Origin of the sequence: Cohnella cholangitidis (assembly GCF_014107495.1) — a bacterium.
Taxonomy (GTDB): domain Bacteria; phylum Bacillota; class Bacilli; order Paenibacillales; family Paenibacillaceae; genus Cohnella; species Cohnella cholangitidis.
Genome location: NZ_CP041969.1, coordinates 71457 through 91663 on the forward strand (window position 1 = coordinate 71457; position 20207 = coordinate 91663).

At 51.5% G+C, this 20207-nt stretch carries 13 protein-coding genes, 2 pseudogenes and 1 other annotated feature; of the genes and pseudogenes, 1 reads left to right on the plus strand and 14 read right to left on the minus strand.

Annotation, left to right across the window (positions count from 1 at the left end; all coding sequences use genetic code 11):
- Positions 1 to 4: 4 nt before the first annotated feature.
- The 9 genes from FPL14_RS00290 to FPL14_RS00330 form a co-directional block, all read right to left on the minus strand.
- The gene (locus tag FPL14_RS00290) at positions 5 to 724 is read right to left on the minus strand and encodes a thioesterase II family protein (protein WP_182301149.1); all 720 of its coding nucleotides are present in this window, start codon (positions 722 to 724) and stop codon (positions 5 to 7) included.
- Positions 721 to 2580 (minus strand): cyclic peptide export ABC transporter, encoded by a 1860-nt coding sequence (locus FPL14_RS00295; protein ID WP_182301150.1) that lies wholly within the window; start codon positions 2578 to 2580, stop codon positions 721 to 723. Before FPL14_RS00295 ends, FPL14_RS00290 begins: the two co-directional genes overlap by 4 nt.
- A complete protein-coding gene (locus FPL14_RS00300) occupies positions 2577 to 3350 on the minus strand; it encodes a 4'-phosphopantetheinyl transferase family protein (RefSeq protein WP_182301151.1) in 774 nt (257 codons plus the stop codon). Before FPL14_RS00300 ends, FPL14_RS00295 begins: the two co-directional genes overlap by 4 nt.
- On the minus strand, positions 3337 to 6747 hold the full coding sequence (locus FPL14_RS00305; protein ID WP_182301152.1) for a non-ribosomal peptide synthetase: 3411 nt from the start codon (positions 6745 to 6747) through the stop codon (positions 3337 to 3339). Before FPL14_RS00305 ends, FPL14_RS00300 begins: the two co-directional genes overlap by 14 nt.
- Entirely contained in the window at positions 6747 to 7814 is a 1068-nt protein-coding gene (locus FPL14_RS00310; protein WP_182301153.1) for a hypothetical protein, read from the minus strand. Before FPL14_RS00310 ends, FPL14_RS00305 begins: the two co-directional genes overlap by 1 nt.
- Entirely contained in the window at positions 7811 to 8851 is a 1041-nt protein-coding gene (locus tag FPL14_RS00315) for a hypothetical protein (protein WP_182301154.1), read from the minus strand. The genes FPL14_RS00310 and FPL14_RS00315 overlap by 4 nt, the downstream gene beginning before the upstream one ends.
- 17 nt (positions 8852 to 8868) lie before the next feature.
- Entirely contained in the window at positions 8869 to 12753 is a 3885-nt protein-coding gene (locus FPL14_RS00320) for a non-ribosomal peptide synthetase (RefSeq protein ID WP_182301155.1), read from the minus strand.
- Between the two features lie 1160 nt (positions 12754 to 13913).
- A complete protein-coding gene (locus tag FPL14_RS00325) occupies positions 13914 to 14207 on the minus strand; it encodes a hypothetical protein (protein WP_229263727.1) in 294 nt (97 codons plus the stop codon).
- Positions 14208 to 14308: 101 nt separating this feature from the next.
- A complete protein-coding gene (locus FPL14_RS00330; RefSeq protein WP_182301156.1) occupies positions 14309 to 15088 on the minus strand; it encodes a nuclear transport factor 2 family protein in 780 nt (259 codons plus the stop codon).
- Positions 15089 to 15279: 191 nt separating this feature from the next.
- On the opposite strand from FPL14_RS00330, the gene FPL14_RS00335 reads away from it, so the two are divergent.
- Positions 15280 to 15894 carry a TetR/AcrR family transcriptional regulator gene (locus FPL14_RS00335; RefSeq protein ID WP_182301157.1) on the plus strand — a complete coding sequence of 205 codons (615 nt, stop codon included), beginning with the start codon at positions 15280 to 15282 and terminating at the stop codon, positions 15892 to 15894.
- Here FPL14_RS00335 and FPL14_RS30645 read toward each other — a convergent pair.
- The 5 genes and pseudogenes from FPL14_RS30645 to fsa form a co-directional block, all read right to left on the minus strand.
- A pseudogene (locus tag FPL14_RS30645) lies at positions 15884 to 16045 on the minus strand (IS3 family transposase); the annotation flags it as partial. The gene FPL14_RS00335 and the pseudogene FPL14_RS30645 sit on opposite strands and share 11 nt — an antisense overlap.
- Before the next feature lie 70 nt (positions 16046 to 16115).
- Positions 16116 to 16321 (minus strand): annotated as a pseudogene (locus FPL14_RS30650) (IS3-like element IS655 family transposase); the annotation flags it as partial.
- A 191-nt stretch (positions 16322 to 16512) separates the two neighbouring features.
- Entirely contained in the window at positions 16513 to 17598 is a 1086-nt protein-coding gene (asd, locus tag FPL14_RS00345; RefSeq protein WP_182301158.1) for an aspartate-semialdehyde dehydrogenase, read from the minus strand.
- A 139-nt stretch (positions 17599 to 17737) separates the two neighbouring features.
- Positions 17738 to 18007 (minus strand) — a binding site (T-box leader).
- A 74-nt stretch (positions 18008 to 18081) separates the two neighbouring features.
- Positions 18082 to 19500: an NADP-dependent phosphogluconate dehydrogenase gene (gene gndA, locus FPL14_RS00350; RefSeq protein WP_182301159.1), complete on the minus strand. Its 1419-nt coding sequence runs from the start codon at positions 19498 to 19500 to the stop codon at positions 18082 to 18084.
- Positions 19501 to 19539: 39 nt separating this feature from the next.
- A complete protein-coding gene (gene fsa / locus FPL14_RS00355) occupies positions 19540 to 20205 on the minus strand; it encodes a fructose-6-phosphate aldolase (protein WP_182301160.1) in 666 nt (221 codons plus the stop codon).
- Positions 20206 to 20207: the final 2 nt, after the last annotated feature.

Consider the following 20207-nt stretch of genomic DNA (forward strand, 5'->3'; position numbering starts at 1 on the left):
ATGATTAAGTCGATTTGATCATCGGTGATGCCAACAATTCCTGTCGTAGCAGCAAATGCAACGCGTGCAGCGATTCGGGGCGATCTTGCCAGTAGAAATGGCCGCCCGGCAGTCGCGCGACGCGGCAATCCGCGGACGTATGGCTCTTCCAGCCCTCCACCTCCGCGGCCGTCCACTTCTCTTCTTCCCCCGCAATGGCCGCGATCTCCCATGGCAATGGTTTTTTTGCTTCGTACTTGTATGTTTCCACTAGCCGAAAATCCGCCCTTAAGATCGGCATGAATACGTCGCGAAGCGGCTTGCTTGCAAAGATCTCCTCTGAAGTAGCGCCCATGTCCAGAATTCGCTCGGCAAACTCCCCGTCCGGCAGACGATGGATCGGACTTTCCGGGGCCGGCGTCTCCGGCGCCGGACGTCCGGAGAAAAAGAGCTTAACGGGGGCCGGCAGATGACGATCCCGAATTAACCTCGCGGTTTCATATAGGATCATTCCCCCCATGGAATGGCCGAATAAAGCGTAAGGAGTTCCGTCCATTCGCGCTTCCAGCAGGCGAAACACGTCCTCGCGCGCTTCCTCCATGCCTTCGTAGAACCGTTCTGCCGAGCGAGTCCCTCGCCCGGCCAATTCTAACGGAATGCAATCCAAATCCGGGGCAAGGCACTTCTTCCATTTGAAATAGATCGCTGCCGATGCGCCCGCGTAGGGCAGACAGTAAAGTTTCATGCGATTTTCCCCATTTCGAGTTTGATCAGCTTATCGGCCATCCCGAAATAGCGGTCGTCATGGGTAATGACGATAACGCACTTGCCCTTGCCCCTCAGCTCGGGAAGCAGCGTCGTGTAGAAATATTCCCGGTATTCCGGGTCTTGGTCCGCCGCCCATTCGTCGAATAGGCAGATCGGCTTATCGTCGAGATAGCTAACCAGCAGCGCAAGCCGTTTCCGTTGTCCGGTTGATAGCCGAGTCGTGCTGAATCGTCCGCCTTCGATGGCGACCTTGTCCTGTAAACCCAACACGTTCAAATAATGCCGGGCTTCTTCGGCTTTAGCCTCGAAATCGATACCGTACAAACGATCGAATAAATAAGCATCGCTGAAAATCGTCGACACGTAGTCCCCTATCGCGCCGGCGCTAATCCTGTCGCCGTTGAGGGTAACCCGACCCTCGTTCGGCTCGTAGAGCCCCGTGACCAGCTTCGCGAGCGTGGATTTTCCGCTGCCGTTGCCGCCGATGACGAAAACGAGCTCTCCGGAACGAAACTCGTAATCTATCGGTCCGACGGAGAAGCTTCGATCCGAGCCGCGGCTGTACTCGTAAATGGCTTGCTCCAGACGAAGCATGACATCCGATGTATCTTTCGATTCCGGTTCCGCGTCGACTCTGCCGCCCAATTCGGAGAGCTCATCGGTAAACTTGCGAATTCGTCTCCAGCTTATGCGAGCTTGGAACAGATCCGGCAACGTATTCAGAATCGAGGTAAGCGGTCCCGCCATATACAGGAACACGAATACGAAGCTCCGCAATTCCCCGTTTCCGATACCCGGCAACAAATGCGGGAAAGCGAACACGACCGTCCCGATGACGGAAGCGAACAACAAGTCGCCGATGACGACGACGTTCGCCACTTTAACTTCCGCTTGAGAACGTTTGTCGCGATATGACGCGCAGCTTAGCTCCATATCGTCTCGGAAATCGCGCGCCTTGCGACGGTTCAAGTACAGTTCCTTGAAACCGTGGATCAAATCTTGTATGAACTTGAAAAAAACATTTTGGATATCCCTCGTTTGCTCCCATAGGCGGTTAGCGGAACGAAGAATAACGAAGAAAGCCCCGGATGCGACAAGAACGACCGCTAGCGAGAAAAGAAATCCGGGCAAGCTCAGCGCAGCCAAATACGCGAATCCCGCTATGATGGTGACAGACCACGTCCCGACGCTGACCATCCGGTTAGCGAAGCTGCTCACCGTCTCCGTATCGTTGTTCAAGCAAGCTTCGATCTTCCCTCTTTCCATCGCCTCCACGTTCGCATACGGGGCGTTCAAGACGACGGAGAGCACTTCCATTCTTTTGTCGTACACGATGCCGTTCGTCATGCGGATCAGCCGGGATCTAAGCAACTTCTGTCCGCAGACGAACCCCAGCATGCCGAGCACGAAAAACGGCAGCAAGCCGGTGCTGAAATTCCCGCTGCCCGCGATTGCCGCATTGACGACGAAGATCATCGAAGCATTTCCAACGCCGCTGGCGACGCTTAGCAGCAACATGGATCCGTAAGGTCGTTCCTTTGGCTTCGGATAAGCCGCAGTCAGAGTCAGATACGCTCCGAACAATGCAAAAGCCGTATACGTCTCTCCCAGCACGAAACGTTCCGTCATGGAAGCCTCTGCCCATAATCGCGCAATGCAGTAACCTAACCAGCCGTAGAATACCGTCGCAAAGACGAGCTGTACGGTGACCGTCGCGCTTTTCTGCTTCTCCTTGAACCGTTTATTCTTGCGAATGCCGCGAAGCACCCAGCCCAACCCGATCAAATTTCCGACAATGGCCAGCCCCGGTAATCCGATCCAAAGAGCATTCACTCCCTGCATTCTCCTCTCATCGCTTCAATATCGTTGACCAACAAGTTCCCGACGCCATTAGGCGACAAGATGGTCCATTGTTGCGGAATGGCCGCCAGCGCGCATACCGCCGCCGGATGGCGGTCGTCCAGCCAATATCCGGTTACCCGATATGGCTCTAAACGGCTTACGGATGTCTTCGCTACGGAGAACGTATTCAGCCCGTGCGAGAGTCCTTTTCCCAGCGCCTTTACGTAGCTTTCCTTTAAAGTCCAGATTTCGAAGAACCGTTTTAGTCGCTCTATTCCGGCAGTCGCATGCAGCTCGATTTTCTCGTCTTCGGCAAGCAATTTGTCCGCCCAGCCGAGCTCCTGTTGCCGCACCTGTTCCACGTCGACTCCGATTGGCGATTCCGAGACCGCGCAGGCGCACCAATCCCCGGAATGCGACAGATTGAAATGCACGCGGGGAACGCCCGTCAGGTTCGGTTTGCCGTAGGCGTTCTCTTCGAAGACCAACGGAACCCCATCGCTTCGCTTAAGCCAATCCTTACGCAACGCGGCTCTCAGGAGCATCTCGGCCATCAGGGAACGTCTTGCGTCTTCTTCCCGTACATAGCGCCGAAGCTTGTCCCGACGGAACGGGGAGCATAGCGCAAGGAATTGCGCGTGCAACTCGCGGGGGAGCGGGCGCTCCGCCTTCACGGCGTACAGCTTCACCCGCTCATCCGGCCGATCCGGCTCGCATGCGGTTTCTGCCGCATGCGCAACCTCATCTCTAGGAAGCCTCATCGCAGGCCCGCGTCGTATATTGGCTCAGATCGCGTATCGTATAACACTGTTGGAAATCTTCCGGCGAGATGACCAAACCGCGTTCCTCCATTTCGATCTCCAGCTTGACGGCAAGCAAGGAATGGCCTCCCAACTCGAAGAAATTGTCGTTGACGCCGACGGTATCGATCTCTAGCAGCTGCTTCCAGAGCTCCACGAGTTCCGCTTCGATATCATTGGCCGGCGGTTCGTAGGCCGCATCGGAGCGAACTTGGGATTGCGGCGCCGGAAGCGCTGCGCGGTCTACCTTGCCGTTCGACGTCACCGGGATGGCCGGCAGCCTTACGAAATAGGAAGGAATCATGTAGGCCGGCAAATCCGTCGCCAGGAAATCCTTAAGAGAGCGTGCGGAAAGATCTTCGGAAGCCGCGTAATACGCGCATAACGCTTTTTGTCCCGACCCATCCGCGTTGTCGATGACGACGCATTGCGAAATGTCCGGGTGGCGCAGCAGCTTCGCCTGAATTTCTCCGAGCTCGATTCGATAGCCGCGAATTTTGACCTGATGATCGACGCGCCCTAGAAACTCGATGTTCCCGTCGCGTCCGTATTTGGCCAAGTCCCCCGTTCGGTACATACGGGCCGTCGGCTCCGAACGGAACGGATCGGGAATGAATCTCTCGCGGGTAAGCGCCTCAGCGTGATAGCCGTTCGCCAAACATTCGCCTCCGATGAACAGCTCGCCTCTGGCACCGATCGGGCAGGCTTTCATGTCGCGGTCCAGAATATAATACCTGGCATTCCGTATAGGTTTGCCGTAAGGAATGCTGAGCCAGCTAGGATCGGTCTCGCCGACCTCGTAACAGTTCGACCAGATGCACGCTTCCGTCGCTCCACCGAGCGCGGCGATCGCGCATTCCGGAAACAACTGGCGCAATTGTCCCGGGAGCGGCACGGGAATCCAGTCTCCGCTCAACAAGAACAAGCGGACTCGGGCTTGCGGACCGGCATGCTTCTGGAAGAACGGAATACTCTGCGCGAGCGCGGCCGGCGCGGAGTCCCAGATCGTGATTCCGCTGTCTGCCATGCGTTGCGGCCAAGTTTCGGGCTTGCGAACGTCTTCCTCCGTAATAATGTCGATGGCGGCGCCCGAGGACAGCATTCCGAACACGTCGTACACCGACAGATCGAAGCAGAACGACGTAATGAAGAATAAGCGATCTCTCTCGTTCACGCCGAACCGGCCGTTTACCCAGTCAATAACGTTAACGACGGGGCGATGGGACACGACGACCCCCTTCGGAGTTCCCGTCGATCCGGACGTGAATAACACGTAAGCGGTACGCGAAGCATCGTCGGCGACATCCGGCTCGCGGCTTCCGTCTTCCGCGTTCAAATGTGCTCGTGTCAAGATCTGCTTAATCGCGGACGATTCCTCTTCCGCTTGGATTTCGGCCGTCTTGGAAATGACGACGTCGTAACGGTAACGCAGCTCATTCTTGAAGCCCTTCGTGCGTTTTCGTACCTCAACCTTTAATCCGGGATATCGCGTCTCCAGACCGGCGAAATAATCTTCATGGCAATACAAATGTTGATCAAGTTGAATGCGCGTCTTGTAGAATGCACCGTGATTGCGCTTGAATTCCTCGAGCGAAGCGCGGAATTCCTCCTTGGCCGCTTCGTCCGGTACATCCGATACGATTAGCGCCCCGCCTGGCCGAACGAGCCGGATTGCCTCTCTCAGTACGTTGTCCAAATATAGATAATCGGGGAAAAACTGTATCGTGCTCGGCAGAAGAACGACGTCGTACGCTCGATCTTCCATGCTCGCGATCTCGTCGGCGAACCCGGTCAATAGCTTGACGTTAGCTTGTAGATTGTTTTCCATCACGCGTTGCAGGTTGCGTTCCTGAGTGATTCGGGAAGCGTCCAAGCCGGTATATTGACCGAAAGCGTCGGCAAGCTCGAATAGAACAAGTCCCGAGCCGCATCCGATTTCGAGAGCGGATTTTCCTTCTCCCGCGAACGGCTGGGCCAATTCGACAACTCTGTCGCGGTATTCATCAACTTCCGCTTCGGTGAAGTACAGCCCCGTATAGGTACTGATGAAGCCGCCCGCGGAAATCCGGTCCGTCGCGGATTCGGCTAAGTCGTCGAACATTCTGACCATAGCCTGCCGGTCAAACCGGGAAGCGGTCGGATCGATCTCGTCCTCGTCGAGCAAAACGACCTGACGCAACGAATCCGATCTCCACAGCAGATCGGCGATAGGAGCGAACAGCTCCTTTTGCGTGACCAAATGGGTAGCCCCCACTTCGTCCAGCACGGTCTGAATGCGACGTTTCGGCCATGATGCATCCATCGGGACGTAAGCGCCTCCGGCCTTTAGAATGCCGATCGCGCCTACGACCGGATCGAATGAACGTCTACACAGCAGCGCGACCCGCACCTCCGGCCCGACCCCGCTGTTGCGAAGCGCATTCGCAAGCCGGTTGGACCTTTCGTCCAACTCTCGATAGGTCAACGTTTCGTCCTTGTACATCGCGGCGATCCCATCCGGAGTCCGGGCCGCCTGTTCAGCGAACAACCGGTGAAGCGTCTTGTCCGCCGGGAATTGCCCGTCCGTCGCATTGAAGCCGCGGACGATCTTCTCCCATTCGGCAGGGTATAGCAAATCAATAGACGACAACGGGGCATCCGGGTCGTTCAATAAGACGTCCATCGCGCGCAGCCAATGGGAGGCTACGGCCTGCGCGAATTCACCCGTATAACGCGATGCGTTGCAACGGAGGCGCAAGTCCCATTCGCCGTCGCGTTCTTCGAACCAGAACAGGAAGTCGGTTTTCGTCCCCTCGAACGACTCGGCCGCATGAATACGGCTGCACCCCATAGCGAGCGGAACGACGAATTCTTCGGCGTTGTCCGCGCCTCCCCATCCCCGATCGAGAACCAACTGAGAGAACGGATAGTTCTGATTCTCGGAGATATTCGCGATTCTTGATTTTAACGAATTAAGATAATTACGGTAGGAGGCGCCCGCGTCCGGCGCGAACGGAACGACCAAATAACGGTTTATTCGTCCTTCTTCTTGTTTACGGGTGTCTAATACCGGCGTGACCACGAGCGTCTCTGCGGCGTGGGCGTACTTCTGGGCTACGATCTGAACGCCGCTCAGCAATACAAGAAAGGCAGCTAGATCGGAAGCTCCTGTAAATGCATTGATTTTGAGCGACAAGCTTGCGCCGCATTCGATTTGTAATTCTTGGTATCGCGTCTGCTCTGAATCCGCCGGTCTGCGGTCTTCGGGAATCCGAGTTAATTCGCGGTCTCCCTCCAGAAGAGCCGACCAGAAGTCTTTTTCCTTATTCAATCTTCCACTGGCCAATATTTTCTGGATTTCCAACGCTTCCAAGCTCATTATGCTTCCTCCTTTAGAATATTCAGGTATCTTTTGCCGCCGCTGCGCGCATAGTCATCCAGCACTCGCTCGATCGCGAAGGACTCTTCCTTCTTCAACGCCGCCAGACGATCTTTCAATTGCTCCAGGAACCGGTTATTGAAGCTCATCAAGTATTTCAACTCCAAGTTGCGCGCGAGCAACGCCGATTGTTCAATCTTCAGCCACTCCTCCTTCGAACGATCCGAAAATTGATAGAATCCGTTCTCCTCCATATAAGCGATCCGACGATTCATCATTCTTTTGTGTTCCCATAACACGTAGAAAGGCCGATGGTCGACTATCCCCTCCTTGGCGATATGCCGGTCAATCTGCAATTGAAGTCTCTCGTACACGTCCGAACCCCATATTTTCGGTAAAGTCGTCGTCTCCTCGTACGCTTCCATTCTCCTTGAGGAGGGCTTCGCGAGCCAGTATTCCTCCAGTTGCTCCATAACCCAGTGCGTCTTGAACTCGTACAATTTTTTGAAATAGCTGTTAAGCTTCAGCATCCGAACGAAATTCGTCCAATGAATGTGATCATTCGGTTCGAAGCCGTAATAGGCTTTCTCCATGTCGGCGTAACTGGCTTCGGCTTCGCCATAATGCTGATTCTCGAAATAACCCGTTAACAGAAAAGCGCTTCTGGAATCGTCATAACCATGAATCAATACCGCATGCGGATTCGAACGATTCTGATATGCGGAAGTCCCGGGGATAAAAAATTCGTCCACGCATACCCATACGTAATAACCGTCCTCGATGCTTTCCCGCGCAAAGTTCACGAAGCCGCCGGGATATTTCTCGAGCGTCTTGCGCGTCAAAATTTGCGAGCCGCCAAGACAGGGAATAAGATGGTGCTCCGCCGTCTGGGTATAATGATCGACTTGGATTGCGTGGCCCCAATCCCACGTGAACATCTGAACGTAGTTGCTGTACACCCAACGGAGAGCGTCGCGATCCGTATGCATGACAGACAGCGCGTAGGTAACATGGGTGTACGATGTGATATCGGGAACGGCGAGCGGCAGTATTCTACCGGCGGTCATACTTCCTTCCTCCTTCGGTTGCTATTCCATTCGTATTGCGCCAACATCTGTTCGATCGTCTTCGACTCCGCTTCTCTCAAACCGTCAAGACGATCGATGATCTGCGTCAAATAGCGGTTTTCCCTGGTGATTAAATATTTCAGCTTCAGGTTTAGAATCGTCTTCGCCTTCGTTTCGATATCCCTGTAGCCGTTCCGGACCGCGTCCGAAAACACGAAATGACCTTTGTCGGCCATATAAGCAAGCCGTTTGTTCATCGTTTTTTTATGTTCCAGCAAAATGAAAAACGGACGATGATCGACGAACGTCTCTTCTCTCATGTGTTGACGAAGCTTTTCCTGCAATCCGTCGATTACGTCGATTCCCCAATAGTAAGGACAATCCTTCCGTTCCTCGAATACTTCCATTCGGACGTCGGAAGGTTTGGCGCCGCCGTAATCGGAGAGCTGCTCCATGATCCAATGCGTTTTGAATTCGTATCCGTTCGGGCTTCTTGTAAGCAAATGCGTGTTGTTGGCAAAGTGAATTTCCGGAACCCGCATCTCCGTAAAGGCAAGCTCAGCCGTATCGTAGGCGATCGTAGACTGCTTGTAACGCTGACTCTCCAAGTAACCGCTAATATGGATCTCGCGGCGCTCGTCGTCATATCCATGGATCATGATGGCGTGTTCGAACGATTGATTCCGATAAGATCGCGTCCCCGGAATATAGTACTCGTCCACGAATGTCCACACGTAAAATCCCCGATCGATGCTGAATCGGACGAAGTCGGTAAAGCTCGGGCAATAGTGCAGAATCCAGTCTCTCCGTACGTGCTGGGTGCCGAACAATCCAGGAAAATGGAACAAATCCGCGTTAGGGACGAAATAGCGCATTTCGACCGTCGACCCTTGATCAAGCATGCAAAGCTGCACGTAATTGCTGAACACCCAGTCGATTCCTTCGGGAGCTAGCGACACGACGGACATGGCGTAAGAAATATGCGGATAGGAGACGATCTCCGGTACGGCCAACGGAAGAATCCGGCTAGCGGCCATGAATTCTCCTCCTCGCATCAAAATTGAAAATCGAAGGCCAATCCGGTTGCCGTAATCGGGCGATAATCGACCGTCAGACCGACTTCGGACAACGGAGTATCGGGGTGTTCGGATAACATCGCGAGCAGCTTGCGATAGTCTTCGGCAATCGCCGCCGCCGTTTCCGGACGGAACAGCGAGCTGGCGTAAGTGATCCACAACAACATGCCTTCCTCGTTCTCCCAAGCCTGGAATACGAGATCGAAACGCGAGAGCTTCTCTTTAAGAATCACCGGAAGCCAGCGCGACGTTCCAATCGCCGTTGGCGCGGCGTCCAAATTCTGCAGGACGAACATCGTGTCGAACAGCGGGTTGCGCGCGGCGTTGCGGACTTTCTGTTTGCGCGCCAAAAGTTCGAACGGGTAGTCCGAGTGTTCATAATCTTCCAGCACTCTTCTCTTCACCAGAGCGGCGAATTCTCGGAATGTCAGTGATCCGTCCGCACGATTGCGGTGAGCTAGCGTATGAACGAACATTCCGACCATCCCCATGGCGTCCGGATGGTTTCTTCCGGCATGAAGCGAACCGACAACGCCGTCCTCGGACCCGGTAAGCTTGGACAAAAGCGTATAATAGGCCGCCAACATCGTCATATGCACCGTCGCTTGGCAAGCCTCCGACAGCTTTCGAATGCACGCAGCCATCTCGCGATCCCACTGAATCGCTAACGTATCGCCTTCGGGACGGCGAACGGTGGGACGAGGATAATCGATGGGCAAGTCCGCCGTCCCTTCGTAATCCGCGAAGCGGTTCGTCCAGAAGAGCTCATCCTCTTCACGGACTTCCCTCCCGTTCAACCATTCGCAATAATCTTTGTACTGCAAGGGAAGCGGTTCAAGCGTCTCCCCCGATAAAATCGCGTTCAGGTCATGGAGAAGAACGCCAAGGGAAAGACCGTCGGCGATAATGTGGTGGAGCTGCAAGAACAACCGAACGGAGCCGGCCTCCTCGTCGATCCAAGCGATTCGAAGCAACGGCGCCCTGGCCAAGTCGAACGGCTCGATTAGCCGTTCGGCTAATTGCTCCGGCGTTTCCCCGCGCCCCGCGACCCGCGTGATAAGGAACTCCGCATCGGATGCCACTAACTGAACGGGCTCGTTTCCTTCCCAGCCGAACGATGAACGAAGCGGTTCGTGACGTTCGATTAATTGGCGGAATGCCGCTTCCAACCTTGCGTAATCAGGCGTCGGCTCCAGTTGAAACAGGAATGGCAACACATAGAGCGTATTGTCGGGGCTTGAGCTTTCCGCAATGAAGACGCGGCTCTGCGCCGGCGATAGCCGATAAGCGGCTTTCATAGGCGCTTGAGGAATTACGGTCGCCAGACCAAGACGTCCAATATCCGTAATCCAACTCGCCATCTCGAAAAGCTTGGAATGACGAAAAATCAATTCGATAGGCATATTAGCGCCGAATGCTCCGTAGATTTCCGCCGCAAGCTTGGCCGCTTTCATGGAATGGCCGCCAAGCATGAAGAAATCGTCCTCCCTGCCAATCCGTTCCACGCCGAGAACCTTATGCCAGATGTCCGCAAGTTTCGTCTCGCATTCGCCTTGGGGTAATTGCTCGTCCGATTGCTCTTGATTCGCAAGCCATGCCCCCGGTTCGGGGAGCGACGCAAGATCGGGTTTACCGTTGGAGGTTAGCGGTATAGTCGAAAGCTTGATCAGAAACGCCGGTACCATATAACCCGGCAGGCGATTCGCTAGTTGGTCGCGCAGCGCCGCCGATCCGTCCTCGCCGGCGTAGTCCCCAACGTAATAACCGACTAGCGCCGGTTCCTCCTGAGGATCGGGTTTCACGGTGACTATGGCATCCTTTACGCCTTGCAGACCTGCCAGTACGTGCCGAACTTCCTCCGTCTCGATCCGATACCCGCGAATTTTGACTTGACGGTCGATTCTTCCAAGAAAGATGAGATTGCCGTCCGCTCCCCATTTGGCTAAGTCGCCCGTGCGGTACGCCCGCGTTCCTTCACCGGGTAAACTCACGAATTTCTGTTCGGTCATCTCTTCCTTGTTCCAGTAGCCTCTCGCGAGTCCGGTTCCGGAAACGACCAACTCGCCCGGGATGCCGGACGGGAGCGTCTGAAGATATCGGTTGACGATGCGAATCTGCGTATTGGGCAACGGTTTGCCGACCGGTACGGGAGCGGTCGTGACGATCCGGTCCGGCTTCCCGGTCCAAGCCGAAGCGCATACGGTCGTTTCCGTCGGACCGTATGCATTCACGTATTCGACATGCTCTGCCCATATCGCCAGTAGTTCGCGATTAGACTCGGAGCCGGCCGTAATCAGCATTCGTAATTTGTCGAGGTTCCGGGGAGCGAGCTTATCCGCATAAGTCGGCGGCAGCGTGGCTATCGTAATTCCGCTATCCGCAGCCCATCGTTCGAAACGAGTCGGCTCTCCGATGATTTCCGGCGTTGCGATATGCAATTGAGCGCCTGTAAGCAACGCCATTGAGATTTCCCATATCGAAGCATCAAACGATGCGCTGGCGAATTGCAGCACGCGGTCGGCTTCTCCGACACGATACGCGGACATAAAATAATGCCGTAAATTCAGGACCCCACGATGTTCAACCATTACTCCTTTGGGCGCGCCCGTAGAGCCGGACGTATATAACAAATAGGCGAGATCGTCCGGCAGCGTCCGGCAAGCGGAGCTAATAACGTTTTCTACTCCGACATGCAGAAACAAGTCCTCATTATAGTTAAACCTTATTCCGCTGTAAGCTTGGCTTGCTTCGTTATCATCCCGTAAAATCAATGCCGATGCCTGGCTGTCCTTGAGCATGTAATCGATGCGTAAATTCGGATAAGCCGGATCGATCGGAATGTAGACGGCGCCGGATTTAAGCACGGCGAGCAGCGAGACGATCCAAGCCGAAGAACGTTCCATCATGACGGCTACACGATCTCCTTGCCTGACTCCCCGTTCATGCAAGCAAAGCGCTAATTGTTCCGCTTTGGCGTTCAGCTCGCCATAGCTTAAAGTTTCGCTGCCGCAGACGACGGCAATCGCGTTCGTTCTGGCCGTAGCGACTAACGCGAACATGCCATGAATCGTCTGATCCGACGCGAATTCGGCTGCCGTATCGTTCAAGATCGCTTGATTAGCCACCTCTGCGAGCGAACGCAGCTCGAAAGCGATCAGTTTGCGCTCAGGTTGTTCAACGGCCTGCTCCAATACGGCAACGCAGCTCTCGGCGATCGTCTCGGCGAGGTGGCGGCTATAATGTCCGGAATCGTAAACGATGACGAGGCTCCATATCCCCTTGCCGTTCGCACTTATTCGGCACTCGATTAAAGTTTCGTTCGTCTCCGCGAACGTTGTCTTCATTTCCCTCCTTTGCGGGTTGATATAGTGAAATCTAAATCGTTCAAATCCGGCCGGCAGCTCCGAAGCGTCGGATCGGGCTAACCAATAAGCGAGATGTTTATCGTTATTCTTGAAAGTCTCCAGAAGATGAAGTAGCAAATCCTTAAAGCTCGTCTGCTTCTCTGGCCGATCGAAGGTGATTGGAACGACTCTACTGTCGTAAGCTTCTTCATCGTCGTTGCCTCGGCTGACAGGAACGGCGATGGCAATCTTGCTCTCCGACTGGGTAAACGCGAGCAATACGGTCGCCCATGCCGCCAGGTAAAAAACCATCCTCAAATCTTCACGCCCGTTGCAATATTTGTCCATCTTTGCAACTAGGCTATCCGGTACGGCAATCTCGACTTGCCGTTTGTCTCCTGTCTTTCCGTAACCGTCAGGCTGCAACGGCGGTTCGCTTCCCCACCCCCTCATGACGCCGGACCAATAAGTTTCTGCCTGGCGATCTAATGATCGTTCTATTAATTTACGGGGTGACACGAAAGCATCATCTCCTTAGTGAAGATCAAATCCTATGAATCTCCTCTTCCTCTTTTCTCCATCGTTCGACAAAATTCGATATCAGTATCCAGTAATAGAAATTTATGTATGTTTTCATCATAACGAGTATTCCGGGATTTGGTCAACAGCGATTATTGTAAAAAAACTCGAAAAATATAAAAACACAGAATAGGAAGAGTTGAACTCCGCCTTTCCTGCGTTTTTATTTCGGCTAACCCGTGATCCATATTGATCTTTTTATTTCTCGTTATTCCGTTCGGCTATTTTAGCTTTCTATTCTTAAGTTTCGATGCGGCAGCATTCGAATCAGTCGGTTTGATCGGCTTTTTGATTGGCTTAGCTTCAACTAATCTTGCGTTATAAAGAGAGGATTCCCCGGTAACGCTTTCGCCTGATCCCTCATTGTCATTCGACATGTCGCTTGTGGAGATGGTGTCGACATTTCCGACAACGACCGTTCCTTCGTTGTTTACGATAATAATCCTACCGATTTGACATGACATGAATAGATCAACTTCCTTTTCACTCCTACTTGTCGGTACATGCCATTATTTTATGCGGAAATGTCGGTATCCGCATTGGCTTTTCCAATAGGAGCACGAGCCCTATAAACGGATAGCAAGGAATATGAGATCAATTGGAAGAGTTTATGAAAGTTATGTATGTTTCCAGAGGATATGTCTTTGATCCTGAAGGGTCGCATTCAGATATTAGAAGTATTGAACTGCTATATTTTGAAACGGGAGGCGGATTCTGGTTATTGTAGAATTTGCAAGACAAGCCGGATTAATAAAGCTGAGGTTGGACACTGAGAAACAATCTTATAAAGCGATGTCAGTGTTTCGAAGTTTTGGCTTTTATGAGATACCAAAATACAATCATAATGATATTGCTGAAATATTTATGGAATTATCCGTTGTGTCAACTCAACATCAGAATTTAACATAGCCTTTAAATTAAAGGGTATTCGGATTTTATGGTGGAAAAGGGCTTATAATTCGCCCTTCTCCCATTTTTCAATCAAGGTGGAAATGTCGATACCAAGAGGCAACTCGCTTCGCTCACGAACAACGCTAATCGGGAACATTTTTTAACCGCCTGTAACAGAAGTAGGTGCAGCATTTGTCGCTCGACCGGCCTTAAATCCGGAAGCGAGCAGCAGGACCAGAAATCCCCCGACGACGCCCCATAAAACGAAGGTGTTCGAGCCGACCGCGTCCAGTCCATATGATGAAGCCCGACGCTATGCCGACGATCGCAAGTCCTACGATCGCTTGCAGCGCACTGACCGTCCATCTTCTTGAACCCGCGGCCACCGCTTTCTTGCTAGCCAGGAACAAGACTATTCCGGTCACCAGGCTGCCGATCCACATGATCTGGGTCAACAAAGCCGGCGCATTCCCCGACGCATCGTTCACCCCCGGCGAATGCATGACTTCCTCCTGAACGTTCAAGGTCAAGTACATTCGCGATGCGAAAGACATCACCGTAATTCATTTCGGTGATGTCTTTTCGTGATTCAGTTGCACCAAACTCAAAACCTGCTGTTCGAATTCTTTCGTTTTTCTTCTGGCAGTATGCCCTCGATGACGTCCCAATGTTCGGCGATCTTTCCATTCTCCACGCGGAACATGTCATAGAAAGCAGTAGGCTGACCGTCGAAGAGACCTTCACTCACTGTAAGTACAAAATCGCCTTGTCCAATCACCTGATGGACATGAGTATATTCAAATTTAATATTTTTCTTCTTCAGCGCCTGCAATGCAGCATGGAGGCCGGAAAGGTCATCTGCTATATGTGGACTATGCTGAATGTAGTTATCCCCATCAAAGTAAGCGTCAAGCAACTCGGGGTTCTTCCCAAGTAAGATGTTTTCAACATAGCTTTTGACAAATTCTTTGTTGGCATCTGTCTTGTCGATATCCTTTATCGTGACCGGTCCGTCAATCATCGTATGATTGCTTGGTGTCTTTTCAACCATTTCTTGCATATTGTCCCAATGTTCAACAATCAATCCATCCTCAAAACGGAAAATATCAATGATGATTTTGGGGCCGAAAAACTCATATACGGAATGAAGTACCACATAATCTCCGTCGACCAAAACACGCTTAATACTTACCTTCGTACCAATTTCCTTTAAATGATCAAGTGCACCAAGCATAGCCGCACGACCATCGGATAAGCCTTGGTTGTGCTGAATATATTGATTTGGATGAACGTAAGCCGTAATCGCTTCGGGATTGCCGCTCTCAAAACTTTCCAGCACGGCGATTGCCTTAAGGACAAGCTCATTTTGGTTTTGTGATGACATTTGTTATCCTCCTTGGTTTTTAAAGACATGAGATAAATAATGATCGTCGTGTTGTTTATTTATCTATCGCTCATTATAATAAAGGTTAATATCACGCTCAATATTCAATATTTTTAGTTTTGAAGGATAACAGACAAGTCATCAAACTTTGTCGCTTAACTGCTCTAAATAAATTAGGGGGACCGAAAATAATGAACAAGAAAACCGACCTAAGAATACTTCGCACAAAACAATCGATTCGAAAGGCTTTTTATGAGCTTATTCAAGAAAAAGGATATGGAGCGATAACAATCCAGGATATTGCCGATCGGGCTATGATCAATCGAAACACTTTTTATCTGCACTACCAAAATAAACCTGATTTATTGGATAGGTGTATGAATGAATTGTTGAGCGAACTAAAAGATACCGTTGTTCTTTGTCCCATCAGCATGAATCCTTTCAGTATTTCTATACTTGAGACCGTCATGCAAACTGTACTGGAACATATTTCTCTCAACACTACCTTTTACTACGCCATGTTAATTGAAGAGAATAGAATCTATCAGTTTCGAGCAAAAATGGAAAATATCATTAAAGATAAATTAAATGAGGGGTGGAATCCTGCTCAGGGACATTCCCCCTTAGCGATATCCAAGGAATTGCTGCTCGAATATCTCGTATCGGCTTTCATGGGGATTGTAATTTGGTGGATTAAAAACGATCGGCCTCTTCCTGCGGATGAAGCTTCATCTCAGTTTAGTAGAATCGTTACCTATGGGCATTTGAAAGCTGCCGGCATCGCTGTCGAAGAAAGGAATCGTTAAAGGTCGACACATTTGGTTTATACTGGGCAACCGGGGCAACCGTATAAACCGATACAAGGCCATTATTCTTCATCAAACGTCCAATACGCCGTCTGGAAACCACCATTCCTTCTTTCCGGAGAATGGCCTTGATCTCTCTTGCTCCATAAACGCGCTGATTCTCTTAGAAAACACGGTCGATCGCCACTTCGTCATCAGTAGAGGACTGCTGCCTACTCTCAGGTGCTCCGATTGACTTTGAGGATGTTGCACATGGCCGACACAGTGTACTTATGTGCAATTTGCCGGATCACCATTATCTTCGTCCGAAGATCAGCGCCGCTTGCTTTAAAATATCGTTCTCCATCTTGAGACGCTGATTTTCCTTACGCAGCTGAATCAGCTCATTCTGCTCATCCGTACGATAGTCACTTTCTTTGAAACAACCTGTGACCCTGCTTTGTTTTATGACTGGCTTTCAACCAAAAAATCCGATTTTACAATACCGAATTATAATACAGTGTTCAACCGCATTTTCCGAAGAGCCAAATTAAAAAACCGCTAAAAGCCGCAAGCCCCTGAAAGATCGGAATGCTTGCATGCTTTATAGCGGTCTTTAACTTAAATCGTATATCGCTTTTACTTCGCCTGAATGTAGCCTTCCGCTTTGAGCAGTTCCGCGATCAGCACGGCTCCGCCGGCAGCTCCCCGCAACGTATTATGCGATAGTCCAACGAATTTGTAATCGTACAACGAATCCTCGCGCAATCTTCCCGCGGAAACGCCCATGCCGCGCTCGATGTCGCGATCCAATTTCGTCTGCGGTCTGTTCTCTTCTTCGAAATAGGTGATGAATTGCTTAGGAGCGCTAGGCAGTCCAAGCTCTTGCGGACGTCCTTTGTATTGCGACCAGCGTTGAAGAATTTCTTCTTTGGAAGGTTTATTCTCGAACGATACGAATACGGTCGCCAGATGTCCGTCCGTTACCGGAACGCGAATGCACTGGGTCGTAATTAAAGGCGCGCTTGCTTTTACGATTTGGCCGTCCGCGACGCTACCCCAGATGCGCAAAGGCTCCTGCTCGCTTTTTTCTTCTTCGCCGCCGATATACGGAATGACGTTATCGAGCATCTCCGGCCAGTCGGTGAAGTTTTTTCCGGCTCCGGATATGGCTTGATAGGTAGACGCGACGACTTGCGTCGGCTTGAAATCAAGCAACGCGTGAAGGGCAGGCACGTAGCTTTGAATAGAACAGTTCGGCTTCACGGCAATAAATCCGGTCGAAGTTCCGAGACGTTTTCTCTGGGCGGCGATCACTTCAAGATGGCTCGGGTTGATTTCCGGAATGACCATCGGAACGTCCGGCGTCCAGCGGTGCGCCGAGTTGTTGGAAACGACGGGCGTACCCGTTTTGGCGTATGCTTCCTCCAACGCTTTGATTTTATCTTTTTTCATATCTACCGCGCAGAAAATAAAATCGACTTGGGAAGCGACCTCTTCCACTTTCGAAGCATCCAGAACGACGATTTTTTTCACGTCTTCCGGAATCGTGCCGGTCAGCTTCCATCTTCCTTGTACGGCCTCTTCATAGGTTTTGCCGGCCGAACCGGCGCTGGCTGCTATTGTCGTTACTTGAAACCAAGGGTGTTGATCCAATAATTGAACGAAGCGCTGGCCGACCATGCCCGTTCCTCCGACGATACCGACTTTCAATTTAGCTGACATAGCTGTTCAATTCCTTTCGAAAAAATATGATTAATGGCATTAACTTATTTATGGCTTCACATCTGCTGTACCGTATGCGCGATGCGAGCCGAGTTTTCCTTCGCGGCAATAAAAAAATCCCACCCCCAAGACCTTAAGTCTTAGGGACGAGATTGTATGCTCGTGGTACCACCCCAGATTCGCCGATAGGTCGCCCAATCAGCCTCTTCAAGTACGGCATTACTAAGTAATGCTTATACTCTAGCTCTGTAACAGGAGCTCCTGTCACACCATCGCCTATTCGTGATTCGTAAGGGTCCGATGTGCTGCTCGGAGTCTTTGTTCAATAAGGAACTCTTTGCTCCTTTTCAGCTATCGGAGCTCTCTGTGAAAGAATTCATTTATTTACTCGTCTCGTCATCGCGTTTGATATAAAAATGATTTTATCAAATTTCCAATCCGGCGTAAATATCTGTTTTATAATTTCTGCCGAGATTCGTTCTGTTACGCGTTATTGTCCATCCATTGGAAGTGAAAGCTTCCTTTACGATCAAGCCGTTCGAACGTATGCGCTCCGAAATAGTCCCTCTGCGCTTGAAGCAAGTTAGCCGGCAGACGTTCCGTGCGGTAGCTGTCGTAATAGGCAAGAGCGGAAGCAAACGCTGGAACGGGAATTCCTCTGGTCACGGCGATCGCGATGACTTTTCTCCACGCCTCTTGGTAATTTCTTACGACTCCGCCGAAATAATCGTCCAGCAACAGGTTTTTCAATTCCGGATTGCTGTCGTAAGCATCTTTAATATTTTGCAGGAATCTCGCGCGGATAATGCAGCCCCCGCGGAAGATCATCGCAATGCCGCCGTAATTGAGATTCCAGCCGTACGCCTCGGAAGCCGCTCTCATTTGCGCGAAACCTTGCGCGTACGAAGCGATCTTGCTGGCATAGAGAGCTTTGCGAACGGCCTCTACGAACTCGCGAGGATCGCCGTCATAGCCGGAAACCGCAGGACCGTCCAACTTCTTGCTTGCGGCAACGCGTTCTTCTTTCATCGCGGAGATAAACCTCGCGAACACGGATTCGGTAATAATGGACAACGGAACTCCCAGATCCAGTGCGCTCTGACTCGTCCATTTGCCTGTCCCTTTTTGTCCGGCCGAATCCAGGATAACATCGACCATCGGCTTGCCCGTTTCAGGGTCCGTCTTCGAAAAGATATCGGCCGTAATCTCGATCAGATAGCTATCCAACTCGCCGTTGTTCCATTCGGTGAAAATGTCGTGCAGTTCGCTTGTTTGAAGGCCCAATACATCCTTCAGCAAGTGATACGCTTCGCCGATGAGCTGCATGTCTCCATACTCGATGCCGTTGTGCACCATTTTGACGTAGTGGCCTGAGCCGTCTTCGCCGATATAAGTCGAGCAAGCATCGCCGTTCACTTTGGCCGATATGGCGGTCAAGATCGGTTCTACGAGTTCATACGCGTCTTTCTGTCCGCCCGGCATAATCGCAGGTCCGTTCAACGCTCCCTCTTCGCCGCCCGATACGCCGGCTCCGATAAAACGGAAGCCTTTGGCTTGCAGATCTTTGTTTCTTCTTTGGGTGTCGGGGAAATAGGCGTTACCGCCGTCGATGAGAATATCCCCTTGACTCAAGTAAGGCACTAGTTGATCAATAGTATCGTCGGTCGCTTGTCCCGCTTTGACCATGATCAATATTTTACGCGGCGTTTCGAGCGATTGGACGAATTGTTCGACGCTGTATGCGCCGACTAAGTTTTTGCCTTTCGCTTCCTCCAATAGCTCATTCGTTTTCTCTGGCGAACGATTATACAGGGCTACGGAGAATCCTTTGCTTTCGATATTCAAGGCAAGGTTCTTCCCCATGACGGCTAGCCCGACGACGCCGATTTGCTGCTTGCTCATAGTCCGTTCTCCCCATCCTCTCCAACTTGATTCTCTATATTATTGAACTGCCTTTTTCCAATCCGCCGCGAATTTTTCCATTCCTTGATCCGTAAGCGGGTGCTTCGAGATTTGTTCGATAACGGAGAATGGAATCGTCGCGATATGCGCGCCGGCCATGGCCACGCGAGTGACGTGATCCGGATGACGAACGGAAGCCGCGATAATTTGCGCATCCAGATTGTGCGTACGGAACAATTCAGCCACTTTGGCTACCAGTTGAACGCCGTCTTCCGAAATATCGTCCAAGCGGCCAAGGAACGGCGATACGTAAGTAGCGCCAGCGCGAGCTGCGAGTAGAGCTTGGTTCACCGTGAAGATCAACGTTACGTTCGTTTTCACGCCTTTTTTCGTCAGGTAACGGCAAGCCTCCAAGCCTGCAAGCGTCATCGGTAGTTTGATCGTGATGTTTTTGTCGTTGTTGTTGATTTTGATCAGTTCGTTCGCTTGGGCGATCATTTCTTCGGCCGTTAATGCGTCTGGCGTTACTTCTGCGGATACGGACTCCACCTCGGGCACTTCCCGCAAAATTTCCGCGATGCGGTCTTCGAATTTAACCCCTTCCTTGGCAACCAAAGAAGGATTCGTAGTTACTCCGGATAGAACGCCGATTTTATACGCTTTTTTGATGTCTGCCAGATTAGCCGTGTCGATAAAAAATTTCATGT

Excerpts from the sequence above, each read along its gene's own strand:
- FPL14_RS00290 (WP_182301149.1), bottom strand. The coding sequence starts at position 724 with ATGAAACTTTACTGTCTGCCCTACGCGGGCGCATCGGCAGCGATCTAT.
- FPL14_RS00300 (WP_182301151.1), bottom strand. The coding sequence starts at position 3,350 with ATGAGGCTTCCTAGAGATGAGGTTGCGCATGCGGCAGAAACCGCATGC.
- FPL14_RS00305 (WP_182301152.1), bottom strand. The coding sequence starts at position 6,747 with ATGAGCTTGGAAGCGTTGGAAATCCAGAAAATATTGGCCAGTGGAAGA.
- FPL14_RS00310 (WP_182301153.1), bottom strand. The coding sequence starts at position 7,814 with ATGACCGCCGGTAGAATACTGCCGCTCGCCGTTCCCGATATCACATCG.
- FPL14_RS00315 (WP_182301154.1), bottom strand. The coding sequence starts at position 8,851 with ATGGCCGCTAGCCGGATTCTTCCGTTGGCCGTACCGGAGATCGTCTCC.
- FPL14_RS00325 (WP_229263727.1), bottom strand. The coding sequence starts at position 14,207 with ATGCATTCGCCGGGGGTGAACGATGCGTCGGGGAATGCGCCGGCTTTG.
- FPL14_RS00330 (WP_182301156.1), bottom strand. The coding sequence starts at position 15,088 with ATGTCATCACAAAACCAAAATGAGCTTGTCCTTAAGGCAATCGCCGTG.
- FPL14_RS00335 (WP_182301157.1), top strand. The coding sequence starts at position 15,280 with ATGAACAAGAAAACCGACCTAAGAATACTTCGCACAAAACAATCGATT.
- asd (WP_182301158.1), bottom strand. The coding sequence starts at position 17,598 with ATGTCAGCTAAATTGAAAGTCGGTATCGTCGGAGGAACGGGCATGGTC.
- gndA (WP_182301159.1), bottom strand. The coding sequence starts at position 19,500 with ATGAGCAAGCAGCAAATCGGCGTCGTCGGGCTAGCCGTCATGGGGAAG.
- fsa (WP_182301160.1), bottom strand. The coding sequence starts at position 20,205 with ATGAAATTTTTTATCGACACGGCTAATCTGGCAGACATCAAAAAAGCG.